General features: G+C 55.8%; 9 protein-coding genes. 4 read left to right on the forward strand and 5 right to left on the reverse strand.

Annotated features, from left to right (window positions below):
• Positions 1 to 30 precede the first annotated feature (30 nt).
• Positions 31 to 816: a hypothetical protein gene (locus RMSM_RS04240; protein WP_052031480.1), complete on the reverse strand. Its 786-nt coding sequence runs from the start codon at positions 814 to 816 to the stop codon at positions 31 to 33.
• A 210-nt stretch (positions 817 to 1,026) separates the two neighbouring features.
• On the opposite strand from RMSM_RS04240, the gene RMSM_RS40645 reads away from it, so the two are divergent.
• From RMSM_RS40645 to RMSM_RS04255, 4 genes are all read left to right on the forward strand, one after another.
• Entirely contained in the window at positions 1,027 to 1,188 is a 162-nt protein-coding gene (locus RMSM_RS40645; protein ID WP_008692064.1) for a hypothetical protein, read from the forward strand.
• Complete coding sequence (locus tag RMSM_RS04245; protein ID WP_008692066.1) at positions 1,182 to 2,945, forward strand: preprotein translocase subunit SecA; 1,764 nt, start codon at positions 1,182 to 1,184, stop codon at positions 2,943 to 2,945. Before RMSM_RS40645 ends, RMSM_RS04245 begins: the two co-directional genes overlap by 7 nt.
• A 254-nt stretch (positions 2,946 to 3,199) precedes the next feature.
• Complete coding sequence (locus RMSM_RS04250; RefSeq protein WP_160168224.1) at positions 3,200 to 5,179, forward strand: redoxin domain-containing protein; 1,980 nt, start codon at positions 3,200 to 3,202, stop codon at positions 5,177 to 5,179.
• A gap of 388 nt (positions 5,180 to 5,567) precedes the next feature.
• On the forward strand, positions 5,568 to 7,892 hold the full coding sequence (locus tag RMSM_RS04255; protein WP_144057367.1) for an efflux RND transporter permease subunit: 2,325 nt from the start codon (positions 5,568 to 5,570) through the stop codon (positions 7,890 to 7,892).
• 561 nt (positions 7,893 to 8,453) lie between these two features.
• On the opposite strand, the gene RMSM_RS04265 is transcribed toward RMSM_RS04255, so the two are convergent.
• The 4 genes from RMSM_RS04265 to RMSM_RS04280 all read right to left on the reverse strand — a co-directional run.
• Positions 8,454 to 9,971 carry a sulfatase family protein gene (locus RMSM_RS04265; RefSeq protein WP_008692076.1) on the reverse strand — a complete coding sequence of 506 codons (1,518 nt, stop codon included), beginning with the start codon at positions 9,969 to 9,971 and terminating at the stop codon, positions 8,454 to 8,456.
• A complete protein-coding gene (locus RMSM_RS04270) occupies positions 9,968 to 12,733 on the reverse strand; it encodes a sulfatase-like hydrolase/transferase (RefSeq protein ID WP_201766999.1) in 2,766 nt (921 codons plus the stop codon). Before RMSM_RS04270 ends, RMSM_RS04265 begins: the two co-directional genes overlap by 4 nt.
• 171 nt (positions 12,734 to 12,904) lie before the next feature.
• Entirely contained in the window at positions 12,905 to 13,864 is a 960-nt protein-coding gene (locus RMSM_RS04275) for an ABC transporter permease (RefSeq protein WP_008692083.1), read from the reverse strand.
• A 286-nt stretch (positions 13,865 to 14,150) separates the two neighbouring features.
• A partial coding sequence (locus RMSM_RS04280; protein WP_236622000.1) for a tetratricopeptide repeat protein occupies positions 14,151 to 15,855 on the reverse strand: 1,705 nt, incomplete at its 5' end.

A 15,855-nucleotide genomic window follows, 5' to 3' on the forward strand; every position in this document is an offset into this window, starting at 1 on the left:
TTTCCGCGCCACTCATCCGATCGCCCTGCTCTAACGGCGAAAGATCGAGGATTGCTGGGCACAATTCATCACTTGGGCCTCGACGTCACTGCACCAAAGTTCCACCTCGGCCAACATCTCGCCGGTGCGATGGTTCACAATCTTGTGACGTTCGATATCAAAATGTGACATCGCGGACGCCAATCGCGGTTTGACCGGCATCCGAGGCTCGCGAACGCCTCGCGTTGTTCGTCGTAATTGCAGGGCTTCGCGATTAACCGGGGGCCGGTACGGGCTCGTTGATACCACTAACCGCGAGATAGGATCGCTCGCCGTATAGCCCGCGTCGGTTAGCAACGATGTGGTGCGGGTGTCTGCTTCGGGAACGCCAATGCCATGGCCAATCGGCGGCAAACCAACGTAGCCATCGTAGCCGTCGCGAACGAGCCCGATGCGAAGCGAATGGCTGCCGAGTTCCTGAACTCGAGCCTCGGCGGCGGCTAACAAGGGTTCGCAAACTTCGAGCCCCCCGTTGGGCGAGAAACATAGTGCCAGCATGCGACCCATATGGTCGTGTTCAAACCCTGTATCATGATCGGTCTTCTGTCCCGCTTCCTCTGGATAACGGTCCACCGCGACATGGCACCAAGCTCGCACCTGACCGTCGGACAACGCGACCAGCAGATTGGCGGGATCGAAAAAGGTGCGAGCCAGGATGGCCTGTTCGATGGTCGCCATCGCCACCGGAGGCGACAATCCGATGCAAGACCAGTGTTCGATCCAGACATCCACCAATCGCGGTAAGTCGACGTTGCAAAAAGGCCGAATAGTTGACACGGTAAAATCGCCGTTTGCGTTCAGGTAGAGAGTTTCACGGAAGTAAATGCAAGAACTGGACCGTTCCCCATTTTTTTCGCGTCATAACGGCAACGACAAGACCCGTGCGCCAGCAAGCTCCAAGCAGATGGGAGGGGGCATGCACAGCTTGTCGCCCTTTTATACACGAATCCTCGGTTTCTATTTAACAAAACTGTAGCCGGAATCAAAATGAATGTCAGCAATACAGACGCCTTGATCGAGGTCGCGATGCTAATTCGCGATTCCGATCGCAACTCGCTTTCCTATACCTATCGATGCGCGTATTCCATGCTCAGACGCATGGATGTTTCGTTCACCCTTTCTGAACTGCTGGCCATCCAACGGTGTTAAACGATAACCACGATCGGGATGCTTCCGCTCGGCCGCTCGGCAATCCTCGGTTGTCTGCGTCGCTGGCCGACGAAGCAGCTGCGGTGATCCAGGATCAATTAGGACTGACGCTGCGTCCGACTCAAATCGATGCGGCTGGTGGTTTACTCGACCCTTCGATTGTGGAGCTGCCGATGGGGGAAGGCAAGACACTCAGTATCGCTGTGGCCGCCATCGCCATGGTAAGGGCCGGACGACGTGTCTTTGTCGCCACCGCAAACGACTATTTGGCAACGCGCGATTGCGAACTCTTGCGGTCCGTTTTTCAGACGATAGGTATCACCGCCGCCTCGATCACCGCAAACACGGCGTCCGCTGAAAAGCAGATTGCCTATGACGCGGATGTCCTCTACAGCACGCTTCGACAGTTCGGATTCGATTATCTGAACCAGCGAATGGATCGGCGCAGTGCGTCGGCAAATCATCGACATTCGCGGATGACGATGGATGTTTTGTTGGTCGATGAAGCCGACAGTGTGCTGATCGATGAGGCGCGCACGCCACTGGTAATGTCATCCCCGGCGGTGACCGGTGAAACGGACACTGCAGTGGCGTGTCGTTGGTCTGCGGATTTTGCCAAAAACTTGTCAGCCAACGTCGACTTTGTCGTCGCGGCGGATACCGATGCGATTGCTTTGACCGCGTTAGGACACCAAAAAGTGCTACGGTCGAGAATGCCCGCCGAGATGAACGCCATGACAACCACTCAGATCATCTATGCGGTGGAAACGGCTCTGGATGCAGCCTTGCGGTTTCGCCGTGATCAACATTACATCGTCGCTGAGAATCAGATCCAATTGGTGGACGAATTCACTGGACGAGGCCAAGTCAATCGAACGTTTGCTGCGGATCTTCATCAAGCGATCCAAGCTCGCGAAGGGGTGGCGATCACACCGCCATCCATGCCAATTGCGAGGATCACGATCCAAGAGTTTGTCGCCTGTTTTGCCCATCTGTCGGGGACGACCGCTACCGCTTGGGAAGATCGTCGCGAAATCGCCGAAGTCTATGGATTGTCGGTTCGGCGGCTCGCGTCGTGGAAACCATCGCGACGCATCGAATACCCCGCCCAAGTCTATCGCACGGAAGGGGCGAAATTGGATGCCATCGCAGACGAGATTCAGCAGGTCGTTGCGGCAGGACGCGCCGTACTGGTCGGCACACGAACGATCGAGAAATCGGAACAGCTCAGCCGTGTATTGCAAACCCGAGGGTTGCAGCATGTGGTGTTAAACGCGAGGCACGTCGACCGTGAAGCCGAATGGGTCAAAGCGGCGGGAACCGCAGGACAGATAACCGTTGCGACCAACATGGCCGGCCGTGGCACCGATATCCCCCTCGATGCCTCGGTCGCTGATGCCGGCGGTTTACACGTGATTGTCAGCGAACCCCATTCGGCAGCTCGTATCGATCGCCAACTGATCGGCCGCGCCGGTCGTCAGGGGGATCCAGGGTCATGTCGCAGTTATTGGTCGATTGATGATGAAATACTCGACCACGCGTATGGAACCGCTGCCGCCGATTCGCTACGCCACCGCTTAGGAACCTCGTACTCCGAATCCCAAGTCCGTCAGCAACTTCGACGCGCCCAGACCGCTGTCGCCCGATCGCAGCGGCGAGGGCGACGTCAATTGGCGGCCCATGCCAATCGTCTCGCGCTGCAAATGCGTTCGCTCGGTCTCGATCCCCATCTCGATCCGATCTGCGAATCTCGATGAACGATTCCTGATCTTTCGCCTTTGGTGCAGGTCCCTCTCTAGAATCGACAGCGATTCACGCTTTGCGATCGCTGCGGTATGATGACACCATTCGTCGCATCACGCAGTCTCTCTCATCACGCGATTCTCGGATCGATCAAGCTACTTCGAAACGGCTGGGTAATTTGCATATGATATCGAATGAACTGATAACAAAGCAATCTTCGCAAAATGGGCGTTCCCTCAACCCACAACGCGTCTCGATTTCAACGGCCGTGGTCTGGCTCGTATTGCTGGCATTGGTCCCCACCGCCTCGGTCGCCGCACCCAATGGATTGCAAAACCACGTGTCGCCGTTCTCGTTGCCCGGATCCGATGGCAGCACTGTATCGCTTTCCACCGACCCCACCGTCTCGCTGCACGTTCTCTGTTTTCTCGGCACCGAATGCCCACTTGCGCGAATCTATGGACCTCGGCTTGATGCGTTGGCAAAAAAGTACGCCGACCGGGGCGTTCAGTTCATTGGGATCAACAGCAACATCCAAGACTCGATGGATGAATTGCAGCGGTATGTCAAGGATCATCGGTTAACCTTTCCGGTTGCCAAAGACTATGACCGCCGCGTTGCGATCCAATCCGGTGCAACGCGTACTCCCGAGGTCTTTGTGATCGATCGCTCGGGCACGGTCCGCTACTCGGGACGCATCGACGATCAATACGAACCGGGCATCGCGCGAAAACAGGCGACGCAGCACGATCTTCGTGACGCGATCGATGCGCTGCTGGACAACAAACCAGTGCCCCATCCCAAAACCACGGCAATGGGTTGCTTGATCGCATTGCCGAGAAACAAAACAACCGAATCCGACGCGAAAGTAACCTACTGTGATCAAGTCAGTCGTGTGTTACAAAAACATTGTGTCGAGTGTCATCGGGCGGACGAGATTGGACCGTTCTCGTTGGAAGCGTACGACGAAGTCATTGGTTGGGCCGACATGTCGCTCGAAGTGATCGACCAACATCGTATGCCGCCGTGGCATGCGGATCCCAACCATGGTTCGTTTGCCAATTCGCGGCATATGCCTGAGCAAGACAAGCAAATATTGGCAGATTGGGTTGACGCCGGGATGCCCTACGGCGACGCCAGTAAATTGCCTCCGCCTCGTGAATATGTCGCAGGATGGCAGCTGAGCGAACCTCCGCACCAAATCGTAACAATGAATGAAACGCCGTTCCATGTTCCCGCCACTGGAACGATCGAGTACCAATACTTCGTCGTCGATCCTGGGTTTACCGAGGATAAATGGATCCGGGCGGCCGAAGTCGTTCCGGGCAACCGATCGGTGGTGCACCATTCGATCGCGTTTGTGCGTCCTCCCGACGGCGCAGATTTTCGCGACATCGGTTTTCTTTCCGCGTATGTTCCCGGCCAAAAGCCAAGCGAATTTCCACCCGGTTATGCCCAACGCGTTCGCGCCGGTTCGAAACTCGTGTTCCAAATGCACTACACGCCTACCGGCAAAGCGACCGACGATGTCACGCGAATCGGATTGCTGTTTGCCGATCCCAACGAGGTCACTCACGAAGTGTATGTGTTAGGAGGGGTCGAGCAGGAGTTTGAAATTCCACCGGGAGCGGCAAGCCACGCCGTCGACGGTGACATCGGCGGATTTCCCAAAAACGGCACGCTGTTGTCGATCACGCCGCATATGCATTTGCGTGGTAAATCGTTTCGGTTCGTAGCGCATACCAAATCGGGCGCCGAAACGTTGTTGGATGTTCCAAGCTACGACTTCAATTGGCAGCACAACTATGTCTTGAGCCAACCGTTGCCACTGGACGATGTGAAGCAACTCTCCTTCACCGCGGTGTTCGATAATTCGGCCGGCAATCCCACCAACCCTGACCCGTCCGAATTTGTCACGTGGGGCGATCAAACTTGGCAAGAAATGGCGGTGACGTTTGTGGCGGTCGCAAAGCCACTGAACCCCAAATCGAATCCACGCAAAACCACTGTGGATGATGCCGAGCGACAACGTCGTGAACAGCAGCGAAAGATGAAAGAGCATGAAGCCTCGGAATTTGCCGACCGTTACATCCAACGATTTGATTCCGATAGCGATGGAGTGATCACTAAGCACGAGCTGCCTGATTCCGTGCGGATGTTCGCGTTCCGTTCATTCGATCATGATGATGACGGCAAAATCAGTCATGACGAAATCCGAGCGGAATCGTTAAGTCGTTTGCAGCGTTGATGCTAAGAACTGTAGACGAACACGAGACGACAGCCCGGATTAGCCTTTTTTCCCGGTTGCAATCAGGTTTGTTAGCGGTGCGGGGTGAGTCCAATGTCATTTGTTTTCGTAGTGGGACTCGCCAGAGTTTCTTTGAGCCTCAACAGCAAATACGGGAATTTTGGCGAGTCCCACCACTCGAACAGTAGTAGGCCGGATCAAACAAGCGGCATAAATGCCGGATCGGCGGACGCAATTGAAAATTCCATGTCCGTCCAAGGCAAACCGGATAAGACCACCGTTTGCGCGGATCCGGCATGAACTGCGTCCTTGATTCGGCCTAAAACTTGTCCGCTAATGCAACTATCGCAACTGCAAAACTCAAATCCCATCTGGAAACTCACACGAAGTGTTTTCTAAACTCCCGACGCTCTTTCGTATCTCATGGCTGGCTGATTGGATCGTCACCCATCGACTCGTAACGTTCCTGATCCTGACAATTTGGACCATTGTGATGGGGTTGGGGCAATTCGACCCCACGATTCTGTGGCCGGAAACGACCACCACTTCGCCTGCCCAACTTGACGCGTCGGACGACGATGAATTTGACGAGTCGCTTCGCGCAAAAACTCCGAACGTCTCGCCAGTTCAAATCGCCGCAGGCGATGTGATTGTCGTGGCGGAAAGTGATCAGTTCTTCACACCGGAGGGTGCCGATGCGATTCGCGACGCGGTTGCTGCGTTGGAATCGCTTGATCAAGTGGATCGAGTCTTGTGGATGGATCGGGCACCGATGCTCAATATCTTCGGACTTCCTGAACCGATATTGCCGCAGCGAAATGCCTCGCCCGCTCGATTCCAAGCGGCAAAAGAACGTGCGTTGGCCAATCCGTTGATCGGTGGGCAATTGCTTTCGTCCGACGCAAAAACGCTGTTATTGATGGTTCGAATCGATTGGTTGTTTGTGACCGACGATGACGATTGCACTGACGCGCTGCGTGAAGCGGCGACCGCGGCAGTGGCCGATCATCCAGGCGTCGAAATGAAGTTTCAAGTCACCGGCGAAGTGCCCATTCGTGTTAGTTGGGCCGCCAGCACCCGGGATAACGAACGCAAGTACCAGATGATCGGTTACTCGATCGCACTCGTGATCGCGTACATCTTGTTTCGCGGGTTGTCGTCGGTCGTGATCGTCGCACTCGCTCCCTGCTTTGGCGTGTTTTGGACACTGGGACTGCTGCATTATCTCGGTTTCGCCGACAATCCGTTTAACTCGGTGATTGTACCGGTGTTGCTGTGCATGGTCGGGTTCACCGATGGCGTGCACATGATGGTACAAATCCGGCGGCATCGCGCCGAAGGCATGTCGGCGACCGATGCCGCTCGGTTGTCGATCCGCGAAGTCGGCTTGGCGTGCTGGTTGACATCGCTGACCACGGCGATCGGGTTTGGATCTTTGGCACTCGCTCATCACGAGATCGTTCGCGAGTTCGGTTATTGCTGTGTGATCGGCGTGATGATGACGTTCATCTCCGTTGTCACCGTCATTCCGTTGGCATGCGCCAGCCCACTGGGACGCAATGTCCACTCCGGATACGGACATAATTTGATCGACAAAAATTTGAGCAAGATTTCGGTCGTCATCGAATTTGTGCTGCGACATTTTAGAAAAGTCAGTGTCGCTGCGATTATCGTGACGTTGGTATTGGCCGCGATGACATTACAGCTGCGGCCGGACCAACGTTTGACCAGCAACATGAGTTCCGGTAGCGAATCGGCGATGGCGCTTGCCCACATCGACAAACAATTTGGCGGGATGGAAACCGCCGAAGTGACGGTCCAGTGGCGAAAGGAAGTTGCCTCGAACGATGCCGAGATCGGACGTGTGGTTGCCGAAGTGGATGACCTGCTTCGTAGCGAACCTCTGATTGGCAATCCGTTGTCCATTCGCAGTCTGATCGACGCGTTGCCAGGGGATGGCGACCCCGGTACGCGAATGTCGCTGTTGGAGTTATTGCCGCCTCCGCTGAAACGAGCCTATTTTGTTCCCGAGCGTCGTATCGCCAAGGTGGTGATGCGGCTTCAAGACGTCGGAATTGCCTCGTACGGCCCCGTGTTTCAGCGAATTGAGCAAGGACTCGAAACGATCCGCAGGTCGCACCCGAACTTTCGGCTCGAGCTTACCGGCAGCGCCATCGGTCGATGGAAAAATTTGTATCGCATCGTCGTTGATCTCGCGTTCAGTTTGGGGACCGCGACGCTGATCATCTTCGCGGTGTTGACGTTCGTCTATCGCTCGCTGCGACTGGGCTTGATTTCAATGATTCCAAATCTATTCCCGTTAGCGATGACGGGGTTCATTCTACTGGTCACGGGCGAAAATTTAGAGATGGTCAGCGTGTGTGCGTTCACGGTTTGTTTGGGGATTGCGGTCGACGACACGATTCATTTTTTGACGCGGTACCGCGAGGAACTGAAAACGGCGCCCAACGGAACCGAAGCGATCCGCCGAGCCTTTGTCGGAGTAGGGACCGCGCTGGTGATGACAACCATCGTGTTGATCATCGGTTTCAGTACAGCGTTACTAAGTGATGCGCGTGACCACCGGATCTTTGCCGCAATGGGCATCCTGACGATCGGCAGCGCACTGTTCGCAGACCTCGTGATGTTACCAGCACTGCTGCAACGATTTGCCCACCAAAAAGAAACCGAGAATGAAGCAGCCGCACCGTAGCGAAAGTCGCGATTGGCACGTGGGATAGGCTTCCAGCCTGTCATCAGTCGGGAGCGGCGGTCGGTTCGCCTTTTTGGCCAACGGTGTGAAGCATTTTTTCGTAGCGAAACTCGCAGAGAGTTTCGGTTTGACTCGCGTGGCCGAAAGTCTCTGCGACTTTCGCTACAGTAAATTCGCGTTTTCCTATAGGGAGAAATGCTTCACAGCGTTGCCTTTTGGCGCTGGCGGCTTGTTGATTTAGTGAGCCGCTCGCGCGTGAGCGGCCGGGTTCCACGCATTACCCGGTGCCTTACGGCCCTCGGCTCACCAATGCGATTTGCATTTCGATTAAATCAACAATCCGCTATCCACGGTGTCACCTCTCCACCGACGAAGTTGGCGGAGAGATGGCAGATCGCTGCCATCGACAATCGCTCTACCACATGCGACTCCAAAGTCACCGCCCTCCCAACGGGAGGGCGAATACTCCTCACTCCTCACTCCTCACTCCTCACTCCTCACTCCTCACTCCCAGCTCCTAAGCCGGAACTCCGCTCCGCTGCGTTCCGGCCTACGATAAAACTACCTCGGCCCAGGGTGATCGATATGGATCGCGTCGTTCGGACCGCCCGGCGGTGTTCCTCGCTTACGCTTTTGACCCTTACCTAACTTCAACGAGTCGCCTGTTTCGCGGTCGAAGTAGTCGGGCGTCAGTTCGTCGGGCACTGCATCGCCGGTTTCCTGAGTCCATTGATCCAGCACCTTTGACAGTCGTTCTTTCGTCTGTTTGTATTGCGAATTCGACACCAAGTTGTTTAGTTGGTTTGGATCGTCCTCTGTTTTATACAACTCCTCTACCGGACGAGGCTGCAGAAACACGTCCGCCTGAGCTTCGCTCAGCTTTTCGCCATCACGCATTCGCCGCAGCGTTTGGTGCGACGGCGACCGGACCGAATCCGCAGGCCCTTGCCACGCCAGCTCGGGACGTGCATTGCGAATGTACAGAAACTCTCCGTCTCGGACACTGCGACCGTGAGCCTCGTAGTCGTGCCAATTGTGCTCCGAAAAAGCAAAGCGACGAATCGTTGCGTCAGCGTCTTGGAAGATCGGTGTCATGCTGACGCCTTGAAAGGTTGGCGGCATTTTTGCTCCCGCCACGTCGACCACGGTCGGAGCAATATCGATCACGCTGACCAGACTGGAGGTGCTGACACCTTTCTCGGCAATACCGTTGGGCCAATGGGCGACTAGAGCGGTCTTCATTCCCGAATCGTGCAGTCGCGTCTTCGCTCGAGGAAATGGACGCCCATTGTCGGCCAAGACAAGGATCAGCGTATTGTCCAGCTCGCCTTCGTCCGCGAGCGTCTGGGTCACTTCGCCCACGAAATAGTCAAATCGCGTCACCTCGTTGTAGTACGAAGCCAAATCTTGACGCGTCGCCGGTTCATCCGCTAGGAACGGAGGAACGACCACATCCTCGGACTGATGTTTCGGTCCATAGTTTTCGGGCACCCACTCGTTGTCGGCATCCCAATTACGATGCGCATCCAACGAGGCGAACCAGCAAAAGAACGGTTTGTCTTTTGGGCGATTTTTGATCGTTTGTGTCCAACGCGCTTCGGCGCCGTGGTTGTCCGGGGTTGTGCCTGGATCCACCAAGTCCCACGGTTTTGTCGCTCGCGATTGTCCCGCCGCTGGTGGCTCGGGCGTCATGTGGTTCTTACCCACAAGCGCCGTGTAATAGCCTGTCTGACGCAGAACCGAAGGAAACCAAGCTAAATTCGCGGCAATCGGTTCATGCAGCTCCGCCGCTCGGCCTAGATTGTGGGGATACCGGCCAGTGATGATACTCGCGCGACTCGGACTGCAACTACTGGCGGTCAAAAAAGCATTCGCAAAACGCAGCCCTCGCGACGCCAACGCGTCAATATGGGGCGTGCGCGCCGCTGGGTTGCCGTAGCATCCGAAGTCGTTCCAGCTGACGTCATCCGCAATCATGATCACGACGTTCGGCTTGGTTTGAGCCGCCTCAGCCGCATCGGTGCGTGCCAGCGGGATTAGGAACAATCCGGCGAGTATCAATCGTAGTGGCAAATTCATTTCGTTTCTCCGTGGATGAGACGCTTCGGCGGGGTGACCATGAGTGATTCGATCACGGTGGCAAGTTGGTTGGCAGGACAGATGAGTTTGACGTAATGGTGTTGACTCGACGGATCTTTGACCCACGTCGAAACCCCTTCGGCATCCAGCTGGACGCGGCCTCCGGAAACGACTTCCCAGTACTCAGGCTCGGCACCCCGAACGGCAAACAAAGCGGCGGCTTGATCATAGCTGGGTTGGCCACCGTCGATCGACGCTCGATTTTTGTAGCGACGTTTCTCGAAACCGCGGCGGACCGGATTGTCGCTCGGTGTCTGCTTTAAACGTTCGCCTGTGATCAACCCATTGCCGATCTCGAAACCATGCCACACGATTTCGCCTGGCCACTTGTTCGCAACCACGACCGAGGCCTCGAGATGGGTCTTAATGTTGGTTTCAGGACGATTCGATGTGGGGAATTCACCTCCCATGATGACAAGTCGGCGAACTTTACTTTTCACCAATTCAGGTTCACGCCGCCACAGTTCGGCAAGGTTCGACAACGCTCCGACGCTACAGATTGTGACGCTGCCGTCCGGTTGGGCGGACAACGTTTCGCGATAGACGTCCAGCGCGTCGGGGGCCTTGTCGTCCGGCCCGATATCGTTCGGGAAACCGTCTCGCAAACTCGGGGCATACGTACTCGTTCGCTGCAGTGCGGTTGGGCCCACTTTGTCGGTGCCGATCGGAAGATTCGGGCGGTCATAGTAAGTGTTGATGGCGTCCACTGCCGCAGCCGACGCCTTTGTCAGGTCAGCGCGATTGACGATCGTCGCCAATAGTTCACATTCGCCGCGGTCAGCCAGGGCGTGTAACATCGCCACCGTACCAACGTCATCGGCATCGCCCGACATGTCGGTATCGAGAATCAACTTTACCGGTTCCGTCTTTGGCAATCGTTCGGCGGCAAGGTAATAAGCACCCGCGATTTCTTTGCCGTCGCCATCGTATAACCAGCTTTGCATCGTCGTGCGACCCGCAGGAAGATTCATACGAAATCGGACTTCGCCGGATTCGGGGGTTACCTTCGCCTGTTGCTTTTGCTTGCCGACTCGCAATTGAGCCGCTGCGACTGGCCATGCAGGTCCCGCCGGCAGCACCCCATCGGTCACACGCGTTTCCTCGATCCCCGAGGTTAAATGCAAGTGGCACTCATCCGGCCAACGGCTCAGACGAAATTCGTACTCGCCCGCCTCGGCTACCTCGATGTGCCACACGCCGTTTTTGCGATCGCCTGCTCGGACTTGTTTTTGTTGATCGATGAACACATCGGCCCATTCACATGCCGTCAACTGAACAGGATTCTCGGCGTCGTGGCCAATGATCGATGGCTCGAACTTGTTCGCTTGATCTTTTACGCCGTCCCACCATGCGTTTAAATGAGCTCGCATCGCTCGGGTGACTTCCGGATGCTCGGCGATCACGTTTTGTGTTTGCAGTGGATCATCATCCAAGTTGTAAAGCTGTTTGTCCGAGAGTAGCCGCCATTGTTTCCACAACACCGCCGCCCCTTCGCGACGCGGTACTGCTGGGTTATTCGGCGTCGTCCGCACTGTTTTGAAGGGCATGCGGCTGTAGTTGATGACCATCATCCGGTCCTCGGGAACAGTGGCGGTTCCCTTCAGCACGTTTGCCAAGCTGATGCCGTCGAACTGAGTTTCCGTGGGAACGTTCATCCCCAGCAAATCGACCAAGGTCGGCAATACATCCTGCACCTGCGTTAGTCCGTTGACGTCACCCGCAGGCCGCAGTGCTCCGGCGGGCCAACGAACGAAGCATGGAACGCGATGGCCACCTTCCCACAATGTCATTTTGCCGCCACGCATATTGGCATTGAAGTACTTTGGGCCGAACGTGCTGCCGTTGTCCGTCAGAAAGATAACCACGGTGTTTTCACGCAGTCCGCTTTCCTGCAAAAACGCCTCGAGCCGACCCATGTTCTCATCAATGTTGTCAACCATCCCCAAGAAACGGATCAGCTCGGATTCTTTCTCCGCTGGAATGCTTGGCAGTGTGTCGCGAACCGATTCGAATGCCTTTTTCGCCGCTTCATGATTCCGCTGGGGGACGTAGTGCGGTTGATGCGCCGCGGCGGTTGCCAAATAACAAAAGAAGGGACGCTCCGCATCCGCTTGAGACTTCATCCACTGCATTGATTCGCGAAACAGCACGTCGGTGGTGTAGCCGCGATAGGTTTGACGGACGCCATTGTGGACGTAGGTGTCACCAAAGTAGTCGTTCTGCCACGCGTCAGGAACGGAACCGATGTGCGAGGAGGGGAACCACACGCTTTCCTGGAACCCTCGGTCACTGGGCCGATACGGATAGGTGTCGCCCAGATGCCACTTTCCAAACAAACCGGTCTGCCACCCCGATTCTTTGAACAGATTGCCCATGGTCGGAAACGATCGTCGCAGCAATGTTCGTCCGCTGCTGACGTTCATCGCGCCGTTGCGAAGGGCATCCACGCCCGTCATCAACTGACCTCGAGTCGGAGTACACATCGGAGCGACGTGAAATTCGGTCAATCGGATGCTCTCGTCGTGCAGTCGATCCAGGTGCGGTGTCTGCACCACCGGATTGCCATGGCACGAAAATTCGCCAAACCCTTGGTCGTCGGTGATCACCACCAAGACGTTCGGTCGTTCGGCGGTCGCTGTTTCCGCGGCAACGACTGCGGACGCCGAAAACAACAACGGCAAAGCTAGAAACAATGTTTTCATCGATTCATTCTCGAGTGTCATACGTGGAGTAAACGTAGCCTAGGCTTCCAGCCTGGGGGTGCAGTGGTTCCCAGGCTGGAAGCCTAGGCTACGCTGTGAATCCGTCAGTAATAAAGTCGTTCTGCTCGCTCCCAGGTTCCGGTCTGGGGAACCTGTCGTGTGATGTGCAAATCACTCCTTCACGCGTCCCCAACGGGTTCGCAACGCATCCAGCAACACGGCAGCGACAATCACGCCGCCAGTGATAATTTGTTTATTTGCATCCGAGACCCCGATCTGTGCCAATCCGGTTTGCAGCACTTGAATGATCAACACGCCAATGAACGAGCTGATCACACTGCCTCGCCCGCCCATCAAACTCGTACCACCGATCACACACGCAGCGATCGCGGCCAATTCAATTCCGATCGCGGCGTTCGGATCCGCCGTCGACAATCGCGACGATTGTGCCAATCCTGCCAAACCGCACATCAAACCGCTGATCCCAAACACCGCGATCGAATAGGGCGCTGCACGGATACCCGACATCCGCACCGCTTCGGCGTTCGTGCCGATCGCGACACAGTAACGACCAAAAACGGTCCGCATCAGCACAAATTGGCCCGCGATCACGGTAGCCACGGCAATAAAAAATGCCGGTGACAACAAGATGCCTGCGATCGGTTGACCGAACCATTCAATACGGCTGCCGATGTAAACCGATTGCGAATCGGTCACCACCTTGGTCGCACCACGAGCGATCTCCAGCATCCCCAGCGTGACGATGAACGAGGGAATACCAAAGCCAACCGAGATGAAACCGTTCACCAATCCGCATCCACCTGCCACCAACATCGCTATCGGCAACGCCACCAACAGCGGCCACTCTTGGTTTGCCATCAACACGCCCAGCACCGCCGACGACAACGCCAACAGCGACCCCACCGACAGATCGATGCCGCCCACCACCAGCACCAACGTCATGCCAACGGCTAGAAACGTTAGATCCGGAATCTGGTTCGCGATCGAGACCAAGGTGGTTGTCTGAAAGAAATTCTTACTCATCACGCTAAACACGGCGACCAGTGCGATCAGCACCGCCACCAGTCCGCCGTATTGAAGAATCGAATGTTTTAGTTGAGTTGGTTTCATGAGGAAACGGAATGAAATTTCGTGGATAACACAATACTTGCAGTGAAATTACCGTCCGATTGGTCATCCGACACGCCAGATGGAAACTGCGAACGCAAACAGTCAGTGAATGTACTGAACTGAACGTTGATAATACAGGGCTGTATTCCGCTCCCCAAAACAATAGTCAATGGACTTTATTTTGACAGACCGAAAAATGGCCTTCGTCGATTCACATCATCCGCACGGCTTCGTGCGGTGTGTTTTTTAGCAAGATTCGACCGACGAACTTATTGCCGAGCCGTTCCTAACGATCGGCGTTGCGCTGCTGGGATAGCTGCCGCAGCTTTTCACGAATGCTGCCATCCTTCGGCGATTGCAGTTGGCAACGTTTGTATTGCGAAATCGCCTCAGCCAGTTTTCCGTTGGTTTGTAGTGTCTGGGCATACAGCAAGCGGTATTCGGTTCGACCTGGATCAAGCCGTACTGCCACGTTCAAAGCCTGCTCCGCTTCATCGGTATCGCCCATTGACAAAGCCAAGCGGCCCAGCAGGTAAGCACGTTGCGAATCGGGCAATGGGCCGGCTGCGGGATGTTTCAGGCTCGTGCGAGCATTCGTCTGCTCGATAGGTGACGGTCGCTGAACCGGAGAGTCATCGGGTGATGGAGGCTCGAGCAATGCTCGTGCTCGTTCTGCGATTCGTTCGCGAAGCGATGGCGGCATGTCAAGCTCGGCAACCGCAAAAACCAACAACTGAGGATCATCGGGCAACGATCGCTGCACTGCGTCCTCGTCGGACGTGGACCGAATTAACGGCCACAATGAACGGATGTGTCCTGGCTGCAGCGCGAGCGTACGCGAGAAAATTGGGCTTGCCGATGGGTAGCCTGGATGCGCTAGCGCCAAGCGTCCCGTCCGCATCAGCACGCTGGGGCTGTAGCCCCAAAGCTTCACGGTTTCGTTGATCCATTGCTGTGAGTCTTCGAGAGGCGACGGTTCGTTAACAAAGTCAGTCATCAGCATCACTGCGCGGGCACGAAGGCTCAACGGGCAAGCGACCCATGCTTCTCTTGCCAAGGCATTGGCAAGCCGGAGCTTTTCGATCGATTGGCCCGGTAGCAAGGCTGATTCAGGATTGCGAGGCAATCGTCCGCCCCGGAGTTGGTCGTAGTAGACGGTGCGTCGAACTTCGGTATTCGCGATCGCTCTCCATTGTCGTAATTCCTTAGGCGACAACTTCGCGTCCGTCGGTGCGGTTGCCAGCAGTGGTTGCCTCGCCAAAATCGCTTCGGCGACGGACAACTTGTAAAATGGATTTGCATCCAAACGCCGTAGCGACTGGCTTAGGTGTTGAGGTTCCAAGGGAGAATCAGCAAACATGCTCTCAGCGAAGCCTAGGTGATTCGCCAATACCTGATCGTACTGTTGAGGCAATCCTGCCAGCCGACGGATTTCCGTGTCACTGACTGCTTGCAGATGGGCCATGCGAATTGTGTCTAGCCATACCAGCGACAACACGACCAGCATCGTCAACACCGCAGTGCGTCGAATGCGATCGTAATGCCTGGCCACGTCGTAGCGATCTGCAAGCGATCGATGCATTGCAATGAAAGGACGCAGCCATCTCTCGCGTAGCCCTCTCTTTTTTTCGGTGGGCACAACGTCATGGTGTTGCCGTGGTGAATGCTTTCGGAACAAACGCGTTGAGGTGCCAATCACAGCACCACAAATGGCGGCCAGAATCAACAGGTTGGGCAACATCAAAATCCCAAAGTCAAAGCACTCTGCAATGCATGTGCAACCGATCGCAAACCATCCCGCCGCCCCGAGTCCCTTTAGGTGTGGCGCGTTTCCGATCGATTCGAATCGTTTGAGTGCCCGCACCAGCAGAACCGTCGCCGCCAACACGCACAGCGGCAACCACACTCCGCCCTCCACTAGCCATTCCAGTGGCATACCAATCGGCGAAAACGAACCAACCGTCACCGCCCTGGCTTTGATAAACGCAAGT

The sequence above is a fragment of the Rhodopirellula maiorica SM1 genome (assembly GCF_000346295.1).
Classification (GTDB): domain Bacteria; phylum Planctomycetota; class Planctomycetia; order Pirellulales; family Pirellulaceae; genus Novipirellula; species Novipirellula maiorica.

Excerpts from the sequence above, each read along its gene's own strand:
- RMSM_RS40645 (WP_008692064.1), top strand. The coding sequence starts at position 1,027 with ATGAATGTCAGCAATACAGACGCCTTGATCGAGGTCGCGATGCTAATT.
- RMSM_RS04270 (WP_201766999.1), bottom strand. The coding sequence starts at position 12,733 with ATGAAAACATTGTTTCTAGCTTTGCCGTTGTTGTTTTCGGCGTCCGCA.
- RMSM_RS04265 (WP_008692076.1), bottom strand. The coding sequence starts at position 9,971 with ATGAATTTGCCACTACGATTGATACTCGCCGGATTGTTCCTAATCCCG.
- RMSM_RS04275 (WP_008692083.1), bottom strand. The coding sequence starts at position 13,864 with ATGAAACCAACTCAACTAAAACATTCGATTCTTCAATACGGCGGACTG.